Origin of the sequence: Aquiflexum gelatinilyticum, from assembly GCF_024741135.1 — a bacterium.
In the GTDB taxonomy this organism is placed as follows: Bacteria; Bacteroidota; Bacteroidia; order Cytophagales; family Cyclobacteriaceae; genus Cognataquiflexum; species Cognataquiflexum gelatinilyticum.
In genome coordinates this window covers 318,760-334,670 of record NZ_JANSUY010000004.1, presented here as the reverse complement: position 1 = coordinate 334,670, position 15,911 = coordinate 318,760, and the positions used below count along the sequence as shown (strand labels likewise).

General features: G+C 40.5%; 12 protein-coding genes and 1 tRNA gene. 2 read left to right on the top strand and 11 right to left on the bottom strand.

The genetic code is table 11. The features are described from left to right. Positions 1–121: 121 nt before the first annotated feature. From rplS to NU887_RS09160, 4 genes are all read right to left on the bottom strand, one after another. Positions 122–493 (bottom strand): 50S ribosomal protein L19, encoded by a 372-nt coding sequence (gene rplS / locus NU887_RS09175; protein WP_113923857.1) that lies wholly within the window; start codon positions 491–493, stop codon positions 122–124. Between the two features lie 88 nt (positions 494–581). Beyond that, a complete protein-coding gene (gene trmD, locus NU887_RS09170; protein ID WP_258423058.1) occupies positions 582–1,268 on the bottom strand; it encodes a tRNA (guanosine(37)-N1)-methyltransferase TrmD in 687 nt (228 codons plus the stop codon). Further along, a complete protein-coding gene (rimM, locus tag NU887_RS09165) occupies positions 1,268–1,798 on the bottom strand; it encodes a ribosome maturation factor RimM (RefSeq protein WP_258423057.1) in 531 nt (176 codons plus the stop codon). The genes trmD and rimM overlap by 1 nt, the downstream gene beginning before the upstream one ends. Positions 1,799–1,812: 14 nt before the next feature. After that, the gene (locus NU887_RS09160; RefSeq protein ID WP_258423056.1) at positions 1,813–2,367 is read right to left on the bottom strand and encodes a 30S ribosomal protein S16; all 555 of its coding nucleotides are present in this window, start codon (positions 2,365–2,367) and stop codon (positions 1,813–1,815) included. 291 nt (positions 2,368–2,658) lie between these two features. Between NU887_RS09160 and NU887_RS09155 the strand changes: the two genes are divergently transcribed. Continuing rightward, a tRNA-Arg gene (locus NU887_RS09155) sits at positions 2,659–2,733 on the top strand. Positions 2,734–2,765: 32 nt separating this feature from the next. On the opposite strand, the gene NU887_RS09150 is transcribed toward NU887_RS09155, so the two are convergent. The 4 genes from NU887_RS09150 to NU887_RS09135 form a co-directional block, all read right to left on the bottom strand. Next, positions 2,766–6,089, bottom strand: coding sequence for a VCBS repeat-containing protein (locus NU887_RS09150; RefSeq protein WP_258423055.1), 3,324 nt, complete (start codon positions 6,087–6,089; stop codon positions 2,766–2,768). A gap of 34 nt (positions 6,090–6,123) precedes the next feature. Beyond that, positions 6,124–6,726: a hypothetical protein gene (locus NU887_RS09145; RefSeq protein WP_258423054.1), complete on the bottom strand. Its 603-nt coding sequence runs from the start codon at positions 6,724–6,726 to the stop codon at positions 6,124–6,126. Positions 6,727–6,907: 181 nt separating this feature from the next. After that, positions 6,908–8,542, bottom strand: a complete 1,635-nt coding sequence (locus NU887_RS09140; protein ID WP_258423053.1) for a RagB/SusD family nutrient uptake outer membrane protein — start codon at positions 8,540–8,542, stop codon at positions 6,908–6,910. Positions 8,543–8,560: 18 nt separating this feature from the next. Further along, positions 8,561–11,527 carry a SusC/RagA family TonB-linked outer membrane protein gene (locus NU887_RS09135; protein WP_258423052.1) on the bottom strand — a complete coding sequence of 989 codons (2,967 nt, stop codon included), beginning with the start codon at positions 11,525–11,527 and terminating at the stop codon, positions 8,561–8,563. A gap of 509 nt (positions 11,528–12,036) precedes the next feature. Between NU887_RS09135 and NU887_RS09130 the strand changes: the two genes are divergently transcribed. After that, on the top strand, positions 12,037–12,417 hold the full coding sequence (locus tag NU887_RS09130; protein ID WP_258423051.1) for a PH domain-containing protein: 381 nt from the start codon (positions 12,037–12,039) through the stop codon (positions 12,415–12,417). Positions 12,418–12,473: 56 nt separating this feature from the next. On the opposite strand, the gene NU887_RS09125 is transcribed toward NU887_RS09130, so the two are convergent. From NU887_RS09125 to NU887_RS09115, 3 genes are all read right to left on the bottom strand, one after another. Beyond that, complete coding sequence (locus NU887_RS09125; RefSeq protein ID WP_258423050.1) at positions 12,474–13,544, bottom strand: dipeptidase; 1,071 nt, start codon at positions 13,542–13,544, stop codon at positions 12,474–12,476. A gap of 285 nt (positions 13,545–13,829) precedes the next feature. Then, positions 13,830–14,294 carry a RidA family protein gene (locus NU887_RS09120; RefSeq protein ID WP_258423049.1) on the bottom strand — a complete coding sequence of 155 codons (465 nt, stop codon included), beginning with the start codon at positions 14,292–14,294 and terminating at the stop codon, positions 13,830–13,832. A gap of 254 nt (positions 14,295–14,548) precedes the next feature. After that, positions 14,549–15,862, bottom strand: coding sequence for a GntP family permease (locus NU887_RS09115; protein WP_258423048.1), 1,314 nt, complete (start codon positions 15,860–15,862; stop codon positions 14,549–14,551). Positions 15,863–15,911 lie beyond the last annotated feature (49 nt).

The following is a 15,911-nucleotide window of genomic DNA, read 5'->3' as shown; positions in this document are numbered from 1 at the left end:
GTCTGAATCCGTTTGGTTGTATTGTTTAGTCTTATTTGAGGCTGCAAAGATAGGAAAAGATAAGGATTGGTCTAAACAAAAAAGGGAACCCGTTTGGATTCCCTTTTTGTGAAAAAGACAATTAAGCGTCTTTTCTGTGTCTGATTTTCTCCTTGATCTTGGCAGACTTTCCTTGACGGCCTCTTAGGTAGTACAATCTAGCTCTTCTTACCTTACCTTCTCTCATCAATTCGATTTTGTCGATTGCTGGAGAGATGATTGGAAATATTCTTTCCACACCCACACCGTTTGATACTTTTCTTACAGTGAAAGTTTCTCCGTTTGTATTTGGATTTTTTCTCTGGATGACGGTGCCTTGGAATTGCTGGATACGCTCTTTGTTACCTTCAGTGATTTTCACGTGAACGTTGATGGTATCTCCGGCTTTGAAAGAAGGGAATTTGGCTCTCGCCTCGCTGTATTCCGCTTCTACAATTTTAAGTAGTTCGCTCATAGCTATATATTTTATGTGCTTGTAGCGACTGCGCCTCGGCGCAATCTTTTGTTAGACTCAATGATATTACTTTCTTACATATATCGCCTCAGATTTCTTTTCCTTCGAGAAGGTCCGGTCTTCTTTCTTTGGTTCGGCGAACCGATGCTTCAAATCTCCAGGTATCTATTTTGGCCTGATGTCCTGACATTAATATTTCCGGTACTTTCATTCCCACGTAGTCTGCGGGTCTGGTATATACCGGCGGGGCCAAAAGCCCGTCTTGGAAGGAATCTGTCAATGCCGAGCTTTCGTCATTGAGAACTCCCGGGATCAACCTGATAATGGCATCCGTCACCACCGCTGCGGCCAATTCGCCTCCTGAGAGGACATAATCACCGATGCTGATTTCTTTGGTTATCCATTTCAGTCTGACCCTTTCGTCGACACCTTTATAGTGTCCGCACAGGATGATGAAGTTTTCCTTGAGAGAAAGTTCATTTGCCATTTGTTGGTCAAATTTCTTTCCGTCAGGTGTCATGTAAATGACTTCATCATACTCCCTTTCGCTTTTGAGTGCTTCGATGCACTTTGCGATGGGTTCTATCATCATGACCATCCCGGCACCGCCTCCAAATGCATAGTCATCGACCTGCTTCTGTTTGCCGCCGGCATAATCTCTCAGGTTGTGAACCCTAACTGTGGCCAATCCTTTTTCTTCCGCTCTTTTGAGAATCGAATGAGAAAAAGGCCCTTCCAACAATCCGGGAACAACTGAAATGATGTCAATGCGCATCAGTCTTCCAAATATATGTCAATCAATCCTTCGGGCAGGGAGCAGTAAACTTTCTTTGCTGCCTTGTCGACTTTCTGGATGATCTGGTCTTGAATGGGTATCAAAACCTCTTTTCCTTTATGTTCGACGCCCAATAAATCCTGGGTTTCCATGTCATAAATGACCTTAACCTCTCCGATAAGACCGAGGGAATCATCGATTACCTCAAATCCTACCAATTCATGGTAATAGTATTGGTCTTCTCCAAGCTCTGGAAGTTCACTCATCGGAAGGAATAAAGCCGATCCTACGAGTTTGCTTGCATCGTCTACCGTGTTGAAATCCTCAAATTTTGCAAGCATTTTGTTGTTCGGTTGGGAAACAAAATGCTCAATAAAGAAAGGGACTAACCTGTTTTTTTGCTCGATGAAGACCTGCTTCAGTTCTTCGTAATCCTCTGGAAAATCTACATCCAGGACTACCATAACCTCACCATGAAGCCCATGAACTTTGGACACGTAGCCCAATTGGAAACAATTGTCTTTGTTCATGGTGTAAAGGGGTATTAAGCTTGGGTTTCTTCTCCTTCAGCAGATGCTTCAGGTGCTTCAACCTCAGCCGCAGGAGCTTCTTCTACTTTTGGAGTAGCAGCAGCGATAGCGTCATCTTCTCTTTTCTTGATAGCGTCAAGTCGGGCTTGGTTTTTAGCTGTTTCAGCTTCAAAAGCCTTGGTTTTTGCATCTTCTTTTTCTTTGGACAATCTATCCACTTTACCACCGATGGCAGCCTCTTTGGAAGATTTCCAAGTTTCAAATTTTGCATCTGCCTGATCTTGTGTGATCGCGCCTTTCAATACACCGATTTGAAGGTGTTTTTGCAACAATATACCTCTGTAAGAAAGCATAGCCTTTACTGTATCAGTCGGCTGCGCACCGTTCAACAACCATTTAAGAGCACGCTCATTGTTGATGTTGATGGATGCAGGGTCAGTGTTGGGGTTATAAGTCCCGATTTTCTCGATAAAGCGTCCATCACGTGGAGCTCTAGCATCAGCTACTACAACGTCATAGATGGCCATTTTTTTTCTGCCTCTACGCGATAATCTGATTTTTACTGCCATATTAATTTGATATTTAGTGAATTGATGGATCCCGTCCATCTTAAATTTTGGACTGCAAAGATAGCGTATTAAAAATGAAATGAACAAATGACCCTAATATTATTTGCGGAAATGGAGGGAATTGATTTAACTTGCGACCTGATTTAGAAGCGAGAGATTAGAAGCGAGAAGAGAGAGAAGAAACTAGCGTCAAGAAACAAGACCAGCTTAATTTAAAGACTTTTTGGAATTGTTTTCAAACACAGGTTGCAAATCTAGTATCTCGCATCTCAGATCTAGCGGTCTAAATTTGGCCTCGTAGTTCAATGGATAGAATAGTTGTTTCCTAAACAATAGATATGGGTTCGATTCCCGTCGAGGCTACCAAAAGAAAAACCCTTCAGAAATGATGGGTTTTTTTATGGCTTGATACTAAAAACTTCAAACTCCCCATCGTTTTTGACAAAGAGAATCCATCTTTCATTTTTGACCTTGATGGATTTAATATGTTTGATATCTCCTTGTATACCGAGTTTCCCATTTTCCATAATTGAAAAACCACCCTTTCCGTTTCCTTTCAAAGCCAATCCATGACTCCCCTGATAAGCACCAAAATAGGGCGAAACGGCTGTCATATTTCCTCCCAGAAGCATATCCAAAATCCCATCACCGTCCAGGTCTTCCATCAAAATTACCTGTATCGGTGCAAATTGGGCTTCAGTGGGCAGGGGTTGAATGGTGAATCCTTTTCCAACATTATTGAATAAAATCACGGATTCGAATTTTTTTGCTTCGAAAAGTTTGGCATCGGCTAACTTGAAGTTCTTGAAAATCTCATCCACTGTTTTGCCGGCAAAGTCTGAATGCCTGACAAAGTCTTTTTTGAGTAAAGGAATCTGTTTTACCAATTCATCCCTTGTGGCGATGGTATATTCTTTGCCGTCTTTATGGTAAGTCAGGATTTGTTCCAAACTGCCGTTTCCATCAAAATCCTTGACATACATCCTGACGGGAGCTTCTTCGGAGGTTTTTAGCCGGCTGTTCAATCCAAGATTTCCCAGCACCAAGTCCGGGAAACCATCACCGTTCAAATCCCCAATTTCTACCGTATTCCACCAGCCTGAAGTATTGGCTAACCCAAATTTGTTTGTTTCATTAATCAACCTCCCATCACGGTGCATCAAAATGGTGATGGGCATCCATTCACCCACGACAACCAAATCCATTTTTCCATCTAGATCCAAGTCTACCCAAGCGGCGGATTTGACCATTCCGATAGCGGTTAAGTCAGGTGCAATTTGGGGAGTGATATCTGCATACGTTCCATTTCCGCTGTTCTTAAGGATATAACTTATAGGAAGCTGTCCATATTTCCCAATGACATTTCTTCCTCCTACAAACAAATCCTCCAGACCGTCGCCATCGATATCATGGGAAATTGCTACAGAATATTGGCTTTCAGGATCAATGGGAAGATCAAGGGAGGAGGAATATGAACTTTGATTTTGGTGTAAGAGAATTTTATTTGAATGAGTGCTTGAAGGGTTATTTCCTCCATTCAGCAAAAGTAAATCTGCGTTATCCTTTGATTCACGTTGCAAAAAGGCAGCATAGGTTTCTTCCGATTCCAGATCTTTTTTTAGAATCTCTTGTTCTGATTGAAGGAATTTTCCGTTTTTGTTTTGGATAAACAATCGGGACTCCTGACCCTTTGCTCCCCCAATAAAAATGTCTTCCAATCCATCCCCATTGGAATCGCCGATGGTAAATGCAGGCCCTTCTTGGGAAAGTTTGTGCGGCAGCAGCGGCTCTTTGTTGAAATCATTGTAATCATCTTCTATGTGCAAAAACTCTAAGCCCGTTTCCTCCGTGCTGAGTTTCTTTAAAAGCGGTTGTTTTGTTTCCTTTTCCGGAATTGAAATAGGTATTGCATTTTCTTCTTTAACCGTAAGAATTCTATTTACTTCTAAGTTGAGCAATGTTTCACTTTTTTCGGTTGGCCAAATGATTTTGAGGGAATCAATAAATACAGTTTTTCCCAGGCCCAAATTGATCTCTGGAGCTACTGAAGACTGGAATCCTCGAGAAGTAAAGTTTTCCTGAATGATTTTTACCCCATTCATATAAGCTTCGACCCTTACCCCGATTCCAAACTTATTGTTTCCTAATCCCTCAAACCTGATTTTAAGAAATGATTGTGTTTCTGTTTCTCCAGATTGATTCAAACTGTTTTCAAAAACTGAGGAAATTTTGTTGATATGATTGACAACCAAATCCAAGTCACCATCATTGTCCAAGTCAGCATAGACCGCACCATTGGAAATCGTGGCTTCAGAAATTCCCCAAGCCTCACTAACATTTTCGAAAGTCAGGTTTCCGGAGTTTTTGAAAAAATAATTTGGGACTTCTCCAGGCGGCATCTGACCTGCAAGGTTCAGGTCGCTGATGTCCGGCTTTTGGACCAAACCTCCTTTTTCTTCCGGATTAGTGATGAAGTTGATATAATCCATATCGTTGGGTCGCCTTGCAATCCCATTAGAGATAAACAAATCTTTCCATCCATCATTGTCAAAATCTGCAAACAAAGGTGACCAGCTCCAATCCGTGGCATTGACACCCGCCAATTGGCCGATTTCCGAAAAAGTACCGTTTGCATTGTTGAGCTGCAGACTGTTTCTTGTAGTTTGTCTTCCGTATCCGAAATTGAGTTTGAGCTGGTATATTTCATAACTGTCTTCACCTGCTGACATTTTTTGGACGATTTCATCCTGCGGTAACATATCAAGACTCATAATATCAATCCATCCATCATTGTTAAAATCCGCCAAATCGTTGCCCATCGAAAACCTGCTCATATACGTCAGGGCATCTTTGCTTGATTCTTTGAAGGTTCCATTTCCCTGGTTGATATAGAGGTAGTCATTTTCATTGAAATCATTGGACACATAGATGTCCGGCCAACTGTCATTGTTGACATCAGCTATTCCGATTCCCAATCCATATCCAATTTGGCTGGAAAAAATCCCTGCCTCGTTGGTCACTGGAGTAAATCTTTTTTCACCTTTTTCAGCATTGTTACGATATAGTCGATCTCCTGCGGGACCGCTGTCCATAAACCTGAGAGAAGACCTCCCGTAGCTGTTTTCTGTATGTACGGCGTGGTTGAGCAAGTACATATCCAAATCTCCGTCTTTGTCATAGTCAAAAAATGTCGCCTGGGTACTGAATCCTTGGAAGTCCAATCCATACAATTCTGCACTTTCAGTAAATGTCAAGTCGCCATTGTTGATGTAAAGTTCGTTTTTGCCTTTAATGCCTTTCCAATCTCCAAGACGGCAGACATAGATATCTAAGAGTCCGTCGCCATTGATATCCGCCATACTGATGCCTGTTTTCCAAGGGCCAAATGAACCAATACCACTCCGGTCAGTAATGTCCTCAAAAACCATATTTCCTTTGTTCAAATAAAGTTTGTTGGGAAGCTGATTTGCAGAAAAATAGAGATCCAACAGCCCGTCATTGTTTATATCCCCGACTGCTACCCCTCCTCCGTTGTAAAAATAAAGGTATTCGATGATATTGAACTCCTCCGTTTCGGTGAGTTGGTTGTTGAAATCTATTCCGGAATTCTCCGCACTTAATTCAACAAAAAGTGTGTTTTGTTTTAATGGGTCTGTTTTTTTGGAACATGCGGTCAGAATGAAAAAAGCAAAAATCAAAAATGGCAAACAGGCATATTTCATCTGATATTTTTTTCATTGATTAAATCCGTTTAAGTCAATTGGAAGGTTCTTTTTCCTCGAGTTGACTTTTTTCAAATTCTTCTTTGAGCCTTTTTTCCACTTTCAAATCCGAGAAAACAGCCTGTACATGCTGTTCGTCTTTGACAAATAAGTTGATTCTTCTTTTGCCGTCGATTTTGTAATAGACTTTCCCTTGGGTAGGATGGTTGATCAATTTAAAATCATCACCATAGACCTCTTTGTATTTCTCCAAAACTTTAGGAAGCAATTCTTCAGCCCAATATTGTCTGTTCCAGGGTGCCCAAGCTACATAAGAATAGGTAACAGGCATCTCGAAAATTTTTTCTTCTATAAATGTTGGAAAAAACCTCATGCTGATTTCGCTGTCATATTCACCGACAATTCGATATTCAACATTGGTCGTTCCACCTGGCCCTTGGGTGATTTTTTGTTGTTTGTTCAATTCAGTACAATGGTCAAAAAAATCCTTTTGAGCCATACCCAAGTGAAATCCCAAAAAAAGACTGTCTGATTTACTGAAACCATCATCGGCTGCGGTATTAAATGAAGAGTCGCAGCTTTGAAGAATTGTACAAAGTATAATTATAGGGAGTAAGATAAATCTGAAACTATGCATAGGTTTATAAGGCATCAATTTTCCAGACAAGATTAGCCTGTTTCTTTATTTTCGAGTTAAAATTAAATGAATTTGAATCTATTCTTCAATCCTATTTGAAAGAATTTTGGAGAATAAAATAAAAAAAAAGCAAGCTGAAATAAATCTTCAGCCTGCTTTTTAATAATATATCAAACCCTAATTAATTGTATCCTGGATTTTGCACCAATTTTGGGTTGGCAAGAAGCTGAGGTGCCGGAATCGGGAACAATTCCAAGAAGCTACCCGGAGTATGTACTCTTTTTGGTCTGTTCATACCTGCAAAAGGCCACCATGCATCTCCATACTTTTTGAATCTGATCAAGTCCTGTCTTCTGGTCATCTCCACGTACATTTCTCTGCCTCGTTCTGCCAAAAGATTTTCATCTGTCAGTGTAGTGAAAGGATCAAGATTACCCGCCCTGGCTCTGATCTGGTTGACTAAAGCCAATGCTTCTGAAGTTTGTCCCAATCTGAATCTTGCTTCTGCCAAAGAAAGAATCACATCAGAAAGCCTAAACACGACGAAATCATTACTCATGTTGTCTGTTCCGCCTCTTTCAAATTCATATTTTGCTATCCTTGCACCTGCTTGACGTAGACCTCCTGGAGATATTTCGTTGAGATATGGCATGAAAGTAAGTGGCGGACCATTAGGATCACCGTTTCTTCCTGTTGGGTCAGTAGGTTCTACTCCAGGATCAACCAAAGTAGATCCATCTGCACGAGTTTGTGGACCAACCAAGAAATTACTCAACCTTCCATCTCTTGTCCCTGTGGTTTGGGCCAAAGCCAAACCTGTCCAAACTGGACCTTGAACCCCGGGGTTTTTAACAGGATCTACATAGGAATTATAAAATTCTTCTACAGTCTGATATCCATTCCAAGGCTGTTGGGTGAGGTTAAAGGTTGATTGGCTGACAATGTGAAGCGTCATCATTACCCAGTTGAATCCTCTAGCGAAAACCTTGTCATAGGGATAAACGAAAATGTTTTCGGTCGATTGGCTGTTGTTGATGGCAAAGTTATCCCTGTATGATGGCATCAAGCTGTAAGGGCCGCTGTTGATGATTTCAGAAGCATCAGCAGCTGCTAATGCCCATTGTGCAGTACCGGTATATACTTCTGCATTTTGGTAAAGCTTCATTCTGATCATCAAGGCACTCCATTTGGTCATTCTGCCATAAGTAGTAGCATCTTTTGCTACAGGAAGCAAAGGAATGATTTCGTTGAGCTCAGCCAAGATAAAATCATAAACCTCTTTCCTTGATTTGGTGGCAGGGGCTTCTTCATCTATGAAATTTGTTACTATAGGAACATTTCCAAATGCATCCATTGCCCAATAATAGTACAATGCTCTTAATGCCCTCAATTCTGCAACAAATGCAGGGGAATTTGGATTATCAAGAACTTCAAATGAGTAAATAAGCCTATTACAGGTGTTGATTCCGGAAAACAAGAACGTCCAAGAATTTTGGAAAAAGGGATTGTCAGGTTGGAATTCATGTTGGTGCAGTTGCAATAGCACCCCTCCGTCAAACCAGTCACCACCTTTGTGAGAAACAACAATCTCATCAGAAGCAATTTCATTGATAGACCATAGGCCTGAGTGGTTACCTAATCCTCCTAATGAACTATAAGCTTGACCCAAAGCCGAAATAAATTCTTCCTCTGTTTTGAAGAAGTTATCGGCTGTGACCTCGCTAAAAACTTCCTCTTCTAAATCGACACATGATGAAGCGAAATAACTCATTCCCAGGCCAATCAAGAAGTATCTTATATTGATTAATTTTTTCATGATATCTTATGTTTTAGCTTAGAAACTTAAATTAAGGCCGAAAGTAGTGATCGTGGTAGTGAAATAAGTCGCTCTACGCTCGATACCTGGAGCAAGCGGATCATTGCCTGATTCAGAATCACCATATCTTACCTCAGGATCTACACCGGTATATCCGGTGATCATAAACGGATTTTGAACAGAGAGGAAAGTTCTGATTCTTCCGATTGTTCTACCTGGACCCAAATTAAAGTTATAACCAAGTGTTGCGTTATCCAATACCACAAAGTCAGCTTTTTCTACGTGAGTGCTGTTATATTCTGCTTTGGTGATTTTTGGATCGAAATATTTGGTGTTTACAATATTCCAGTTTTGAACAGTTGTGCTTTCAGTGTTTTCATAAAAACCTCTGTAGCTATTGATCAAAGAATGTCCAATTGATCCTCTGAAGAAGAAGTTCAAATCCCAGTTCTTATAGTTAAAGGTGTTATTGAAACCAAAATTCAAAGTGGGATAAGCGGTTCCCAATTGGGTTCTGTCATCATTACAGTTACAATAAACAGGATTACCGTTGGCGTCAACAGCAGTACCATTGATTACTTTCATGATTGGAGCACCTGTATCACTTACCCCCTCTTGGATTGGTCCCCATATTTGGCCGAGTGGGCCATTTTCCTGGATTCTTATCAATTGGGTAAGGTTTTGTCCGGGAGAACCAAAATTGCCACGATAATTAACAGTTCCAAAGCTCAGATTTCCGGCAGACAAGCTCCTCAGGTTTGTACTAAGGGTAGAGAAGTTAACACCTGTAGTCCATCTGAAATCAGATTTTTGGATAGCCTTGTAATTCAACATGACTTCAAGACCTGAATTCTGCAATTCTCCGATGTTCAGTTGGGTTGTGTTGAAAAGATTTGGGGGGACAGGAACAATAATGGGAAGAATCATTCCTGTGGTAACCCTTGAGTAGTAATCAATGGTACCATCCAATTTGTTGTTCAGAATTACAAAGTCCAAACCCACATTGTATTCGTCTTTGGTTTCCCATGCTAAATCTGGATTTTCATTGGATACAGGTCCATAGGATGGTACGAATTGTCCGTTGTAAAAGAAATTACCTGAACGGCCAAATCTCAATAATGAAATGTAGGATTGACCTGGCTGTGTACCTGTTCTACCGTAACTTGCCCTGAATTTCATGGCACTTACGCCTGTCATGTCAATCAAGTTAGCAATATTAACTCCCGCACTGATCGCTGGGAACAGACCCCATTTGTTGTTCTCTCCAAATCTTGATGATCCTTCATACCTTGCACTGACGGACAAAAGGTAAGTATCTTCAATGTTGAAGTTGGCACGGCCAAAGAATGCCACCAATCTGTTTGAGTTTGCATAACTTGAAACTGTTGCCAAACCATTGGCAAAATCAAGTGCTGCACCGATATTGTTATAAGTAAATGCATCTGTCAAGAAATTTCCTGCTTGAGTGTAGTTACCCTGATTGAAAAACTCCTGAAAAGAATAACCTGCCAAGAAAGCCATTCCGACTTTACCCACAGTTTCATCATAATTTAAAGTGGTTTCAAAGAGGTCATTTAGCCTCACATTATTTTCTATTGTAGCTAAGCCATTTCGTCCAAAACCTCCTCCAAATTTCGCAGTCTTAGGAGAATAAGATCCTCTCCAGTCTGTTTCTCTCTGGCTGGCATAGAATACTGCACCTCTAAATTTGCTGGTGAAATTATACTCACCACGAATACTTGCAAGAAGTCTGCTATCTCGTCCATCTGCAATATTCTGTTCTGCGATGGAAACAGGGTTGAACCAATCGAAAATATCCCGCTCATAATAACCTCCAAAATTTGGACTCTGTGGGTTCGGATCCCTAACAGGTACAGTTGGGTTACTTATGATCGCATATCTGAAGGAGTTTTCGTTACCAAATTCCCTGTCTATAGAAGTATTGGAAACGTTTACTGTAAAGATGGCTTTGTCCTTTAATGCTTTTTGGGTCAAATTGATCCTTGCATTCAATTGGTCAAAACCTGAATTGATACCTACACCATTTACATTCCTTGAGTTGATCGAAACCCTGTAGCTAGTACTTGCACTGCCACCTCCAAGAGAAAGGTTATTGATAAAGCTTAATCCTGTGTTGGTAACTTCATCCATCCAGTCTGTGTCTCCTCCAATGTCTCTTGAATTAGGAACCTGTCGGTATTCATCAGCATTCATCACACTGATGGTTCTTGCGACATTTTCTACGGCAGCACTACTGTTGAATTCAACAACTGTTCTTCCGGTTTTTCCGGTTTTGGTGGTGACCAAGATAACACCGGCTGAACCCCTAGTACCATAGATAGCAGCTGCGGATCCATCTTTTAGCACATCCATTGACTCGATGTCATTTGGATCCACGGTACTCAAAGAACCACCGATCACACCATCAATTACAACAAGTGGCTCGGCATTTTCTCCAATTGAAGAGATACCTCTTAAACGCATGTTGAAACCGGCGTTAGGATTGCCACCTGGTCTGGCGATATTTAAACCTGCAACTTTTCCCTGGAGCAATTGACGAGGGTCATTTACTGTACCTTGGTTGAAATCCTCAGCCTTGACACTAGTCACAGCACTTGTAATTTCCTTTCTTTCTTGGGTACCGTAGCCGACGACAATTACTTCGTTGAGGGCTTGAACAGATACTGCCAATCCAACATTGATGACAGACCTGTTAGCTACAGGTTGCTCTGCGGTGACGTATCCGATAAAAGAGAAGACGAGAATTTCCTCAGCGGCAGCCGCTATAGAGTAATTCCCATCCAAATCTGTAATGGCACCTCTAGTTGTGCCCTTTACCAAAACACTGACTCCCGGGATTCCTTCTCCCGAATCAGCATCCGTTACTTTTCCAGTGATTTGACTTTGCTGTGCAAAACTGAGATTTGGGATATTCAGGCACACAAGGCAAAACAAAAGGAAAACGAAATTCCATTGTTTTTTCATGGGTTAATGGGGTTTGATTGTTTGTTTTTTTAATTGATGCTTCCCTATCTTTTTTCATTTCAATAATCATTCAATTATGGATTTTAAAAGAGAAAGGATAGAAAATGCAGTTTAATTTGAAGTTAAAAATTCTTAAAAACAACAATTTGCAACAATAGATTTGCTTATGGCAAATTTAATACCACATTCTTTTTAAAAATAAAGCTTTAGCCAAAGATTATTTCGGTTACCAAAGCTTAATAATATGATAATTATCAATAATGAATGAAAATATAATATGTAATAAATAATTTAATTACATTTAAATTAGAATAAATTTAATTAAAATTATTTAAATGTATTTTTGACATTTTTTTTATCTCGAAACTTTTAAAGTTCAAAAAAATTCAACCTGATTTTTCTCTATTCAAGCTCAATTTTTTCATTGGCATTCTTAAAAATGAAATGTTTAAAACAATTTTTTTTCTATTCTTGTAAACAGAATCCTAATCAAGGAAAAAGGGAAAAACATGGGATTATTTTCAGCAATATTAGGCAATGCAGGTCATGCACATAAAGAGGATCTTATCAAAGATTATGGGAGATTACTGATCGATGGTGAGGAAATTGAAATGGGCTTCAAACTTATCAGAGATGTATTTATTTTTACAACCAAGCGATTAATTTTGATAGAAAAACAAGGAGTCACAGGAAGCAAGGTGGAATACAAGTCGATTTCCTACAAAAGCATTTCAAGATTCAGTGTGGAGACTACTGGGACATTTGATTTAGATGCCGAATTGAAAATCTGGGTTTCAAGCGAACAGGAACCAAGCATCAAAAAACAATTCTCAAAATCTGTCAATGTCTATGAGGTACAAAAGGTTTTGGCTACTTATGTCCTGAAATAAATTGGGTTTTGGACCAATTAGCTTTTTTCCAAATCAGAAAATAATTCAAAAAGCTATTATGACCAAGCTTTTCTTAAAAATCCAAGCCAATTGCCAAACATGACTTTTTCTATGTCCTGAGCAGAATATCCTCTTTTGGATAGCAATCCTGTAAGATTTTGGAGGTCGGCAATGCTTTCCACATCATAGGGACATTGTTCTCTGCCAAATGCTCCATCCAGATCGGATCCAATTCCTATATGGTTGGCATTTCCGGCAATTTGACAAATATGATCCATGTGGTCAATCATCTTTTCCAGGTTACAGCCCATTTCTTTTGGATTTGACTTTCCTCTCACCCAGTTTGGTACCATCATCCAGGCATCCAAAGCACCACCGATGACTGCCCCCCTTTCAATCAATGCTTTGATCTGATCATCCGAAAACTGTCTGTTATGATTGACCAAAGTCCTACAATTATTATGGCTTGCCCATACATGCCCATTGAAATGATCCAAAGCTTCCCAAAAGCTGTCATCGCAAAGGTGGGTAGCGTCCAGAATAATATTCAACCGCTCCATTTCTTTGAGCAGTTCCCTTCCGTTCTTTTCCAATCCACCTGTAGCATCTGTACCATTGGCATATCTGCCGGGCCCATAATGTGCCGGACCCAAAGCCCGAAGGCCCGATTCATAAGCTTTTTCTAGATAATTGACTTTTACGATCGAATCTGCGCCTTCAAGAGAAAGAATATAGCCGATGGGTTTGGTAGTCCAAGGAAGTTCATATAGCCAGAGGTGGAGGTGTTTTTCCAAACTGTCAAGATCTTTGATTTGAGTCATTTCTCCTGTAGCCTCCATGGCTTTGTACCATGCCAACTGACCTTGAGTCTGTGCCCATGCCTGCTCCGGTGAGTGCCATCCCGGTAAAGGATTGCCTTTTGCAACATACCTAGCAATCTGTGTGGCAACTATCAATCCTATATTTCCTTTTCGAAGTTCAGGAAGTGAAACCACAGCATTTCCCCGATCGGGCTTATCTTTCAAACCTTTCTCCCGAGAATTGATCTCCGATATAGATTTTGTGAGGTCCCTGTTCCATTCAAGGGCATTCATGCTGAGATCGAGGTGGGCGTCTATTGTGAACATTTTTATAATTAATAGAAATACTATGGAAATACAATGGGAATATTATTGAAATACAATGGAAATAAGGTAGAAATAAATTGAAATAGGTTTGGGTCTTAAGGTTTGAAAACGACCAATCATTTTTTCTAATTTAAAGTATTATTGAATTTCAATGAGCAAAAAACTTCAAATAGCGTTTGAATTAGGGCCTATATCCATTTATATCAACAAAATATCGTGCAGCATATTTCAAGGTATTTCACGAAGTATATATCCATTTATTTCGCAAAGCATATATCAAAATATTTATTCCAATTCAAAAAGTGCCTCAATCTCTACAGGAATATTATCCGGCAAAGAACCAAATCCTACAGCACTTCTTACGCCGATGCCGTTTTCAGTTCCCCAAACAGCTGCAAACAATTCACTGCAGCCGTTTATGACATATGGATGTCTTTCAAAATCTTGAGTACAGTTCACCATTCCCAATACTTTGATGACGCGTTTGACTTTATTGAGCGAACCGATATTGGCTTTAATCGTGGCCAACATGGCGAGGCCAACTTGTCTTGCTGCAATTTTCCCTTCCTCCATATCCATGTCTTTTCCTACACGGCCGATGATAAGGGTTCCGTCTTCCTGAACGGTACCATGTCCTGAAAGATACAGGTATTTTCCATCAACCAAACAGGGCTTATATACACCAAGAGGCTTTGGAGGGGGAGGTAAATTCAGGCCTAATGCGGCAAAGTTTTCTTCAGGGGTTTTCATTTTATTAGTATCAAGATTTTAGTATCAAGTATCAAGAATGGGAATAGAAATAAAGTTGAAATAAGGTAGAAATAAATTGAAATAGGTTTGGGCCTTGAGGTTTGATTACGATCAATCATTTTTTATAATCATTAGGATATTGATGAAATTTTAATGGGACGAAACCCCGAATAGCATTTGATTCAGGACCTATATCCATTTACATCAACCATGTATCGCAAAGCATATATCAATTAAATATCGCGAAGCATATTTCAAATAAAAACATCCAAGATCAATACCCCTCCCAAACCCACAATCGCCACAATGGTTTCCATCAGGGACCAGGATTTGATGGTATCTTTGACGCTGACATTGAAGTATTCTTTATACAGCCAAAAACCGGCATCGTTGAAATGCGAAAACATTAGACTTCCTGCTCCGATCGCCAATACCAACAAATTTGGATCAACATTTCCCCCACTGACCATGGGTGCAATGATTCCTGCAGTAGTGAGACCGGCGACAGTCGCTGAGCCTACGCAAACCCGGATGATGGCAGTGATCGACCAAGCCAAAATCAGAGGATGTACATCCCATCCCTGCAAGGAATCTGCAATGGTCTGACTGACTCCGGAGTCCATCAGGACCTGCTTTAATGCCCCCGCCCCTGCAATGATCAACAAAATCATGGCGACGTCTTTCGCAGCTACGACATAGAGATCCATCAACTGAGGAACTTTAAAATTCATTTTTATCCCCAATGTAAAAGTAGCTACCAACAAAGAAATCAACATCACCATTCCCGGATCACCTACAAATTTGAAATAGGGGAAAAGCGGATTGTCCGGAGACATCTGTAAGCCGATAATGGTAGTACCTACCAAAAGGAAAACCGGGAATAGCGCTGAGAAAAAGCTGTTGAATGTGCCGGGAAGGTCTTTTTCTTCTTTTGGTTTTGCCTGAAAAGTAGACAGTGGTTTGGCATCTATACTTTTTAGAAACCTTGCGAAAAAAGGCCCCGCAATGATGATTGTCGGGATGACGACGATAAGGCCATAAGCCAGAGTAAGTCCCATATTGGCCCCAAACTGAGCAACCAATGCTGCAGGCGAGGGATGTGGGGGCAAAAATCCATGCGTAACCGAAAGGGCTGCCAACATCGGTATGCCAACATACACAGCAGGCAATTTGTATCTGTACGAAACAGAGAAAACCAAAGGGATGAGAAGCACGAAACCCACATTGTAGAATAACGGGATCCCTACCACCAAGCCTGTAAGCATCATGGCCCAAGTCACGTTTTTTACTCCAAAAATGGACATGAGGGTGTCTGCAATCCTCTGTGCTGCACCGCTTTCAGCTACCAGCTTGCCCAGCATAGCACCCATCACGATGACGATGACCAAATCCCCAAGCAATCCGCCAATGCCTTTTTGAATGGAACCTGCGATTTGTTCAGGAGGTATTCCCAATAGAAATCCTGCCAATATTGAGGAAATCAAAAATGCCAAAAACGGATTCAGTTTCAGCCAGGTAATCAATAAGATCAATACCAAAATGCTGACAAAAACAAACAATATGGTCATAGGTTTCAGTTGGGTTTGTCGGACAAGTTAAAAAATTAATCTGTATGGC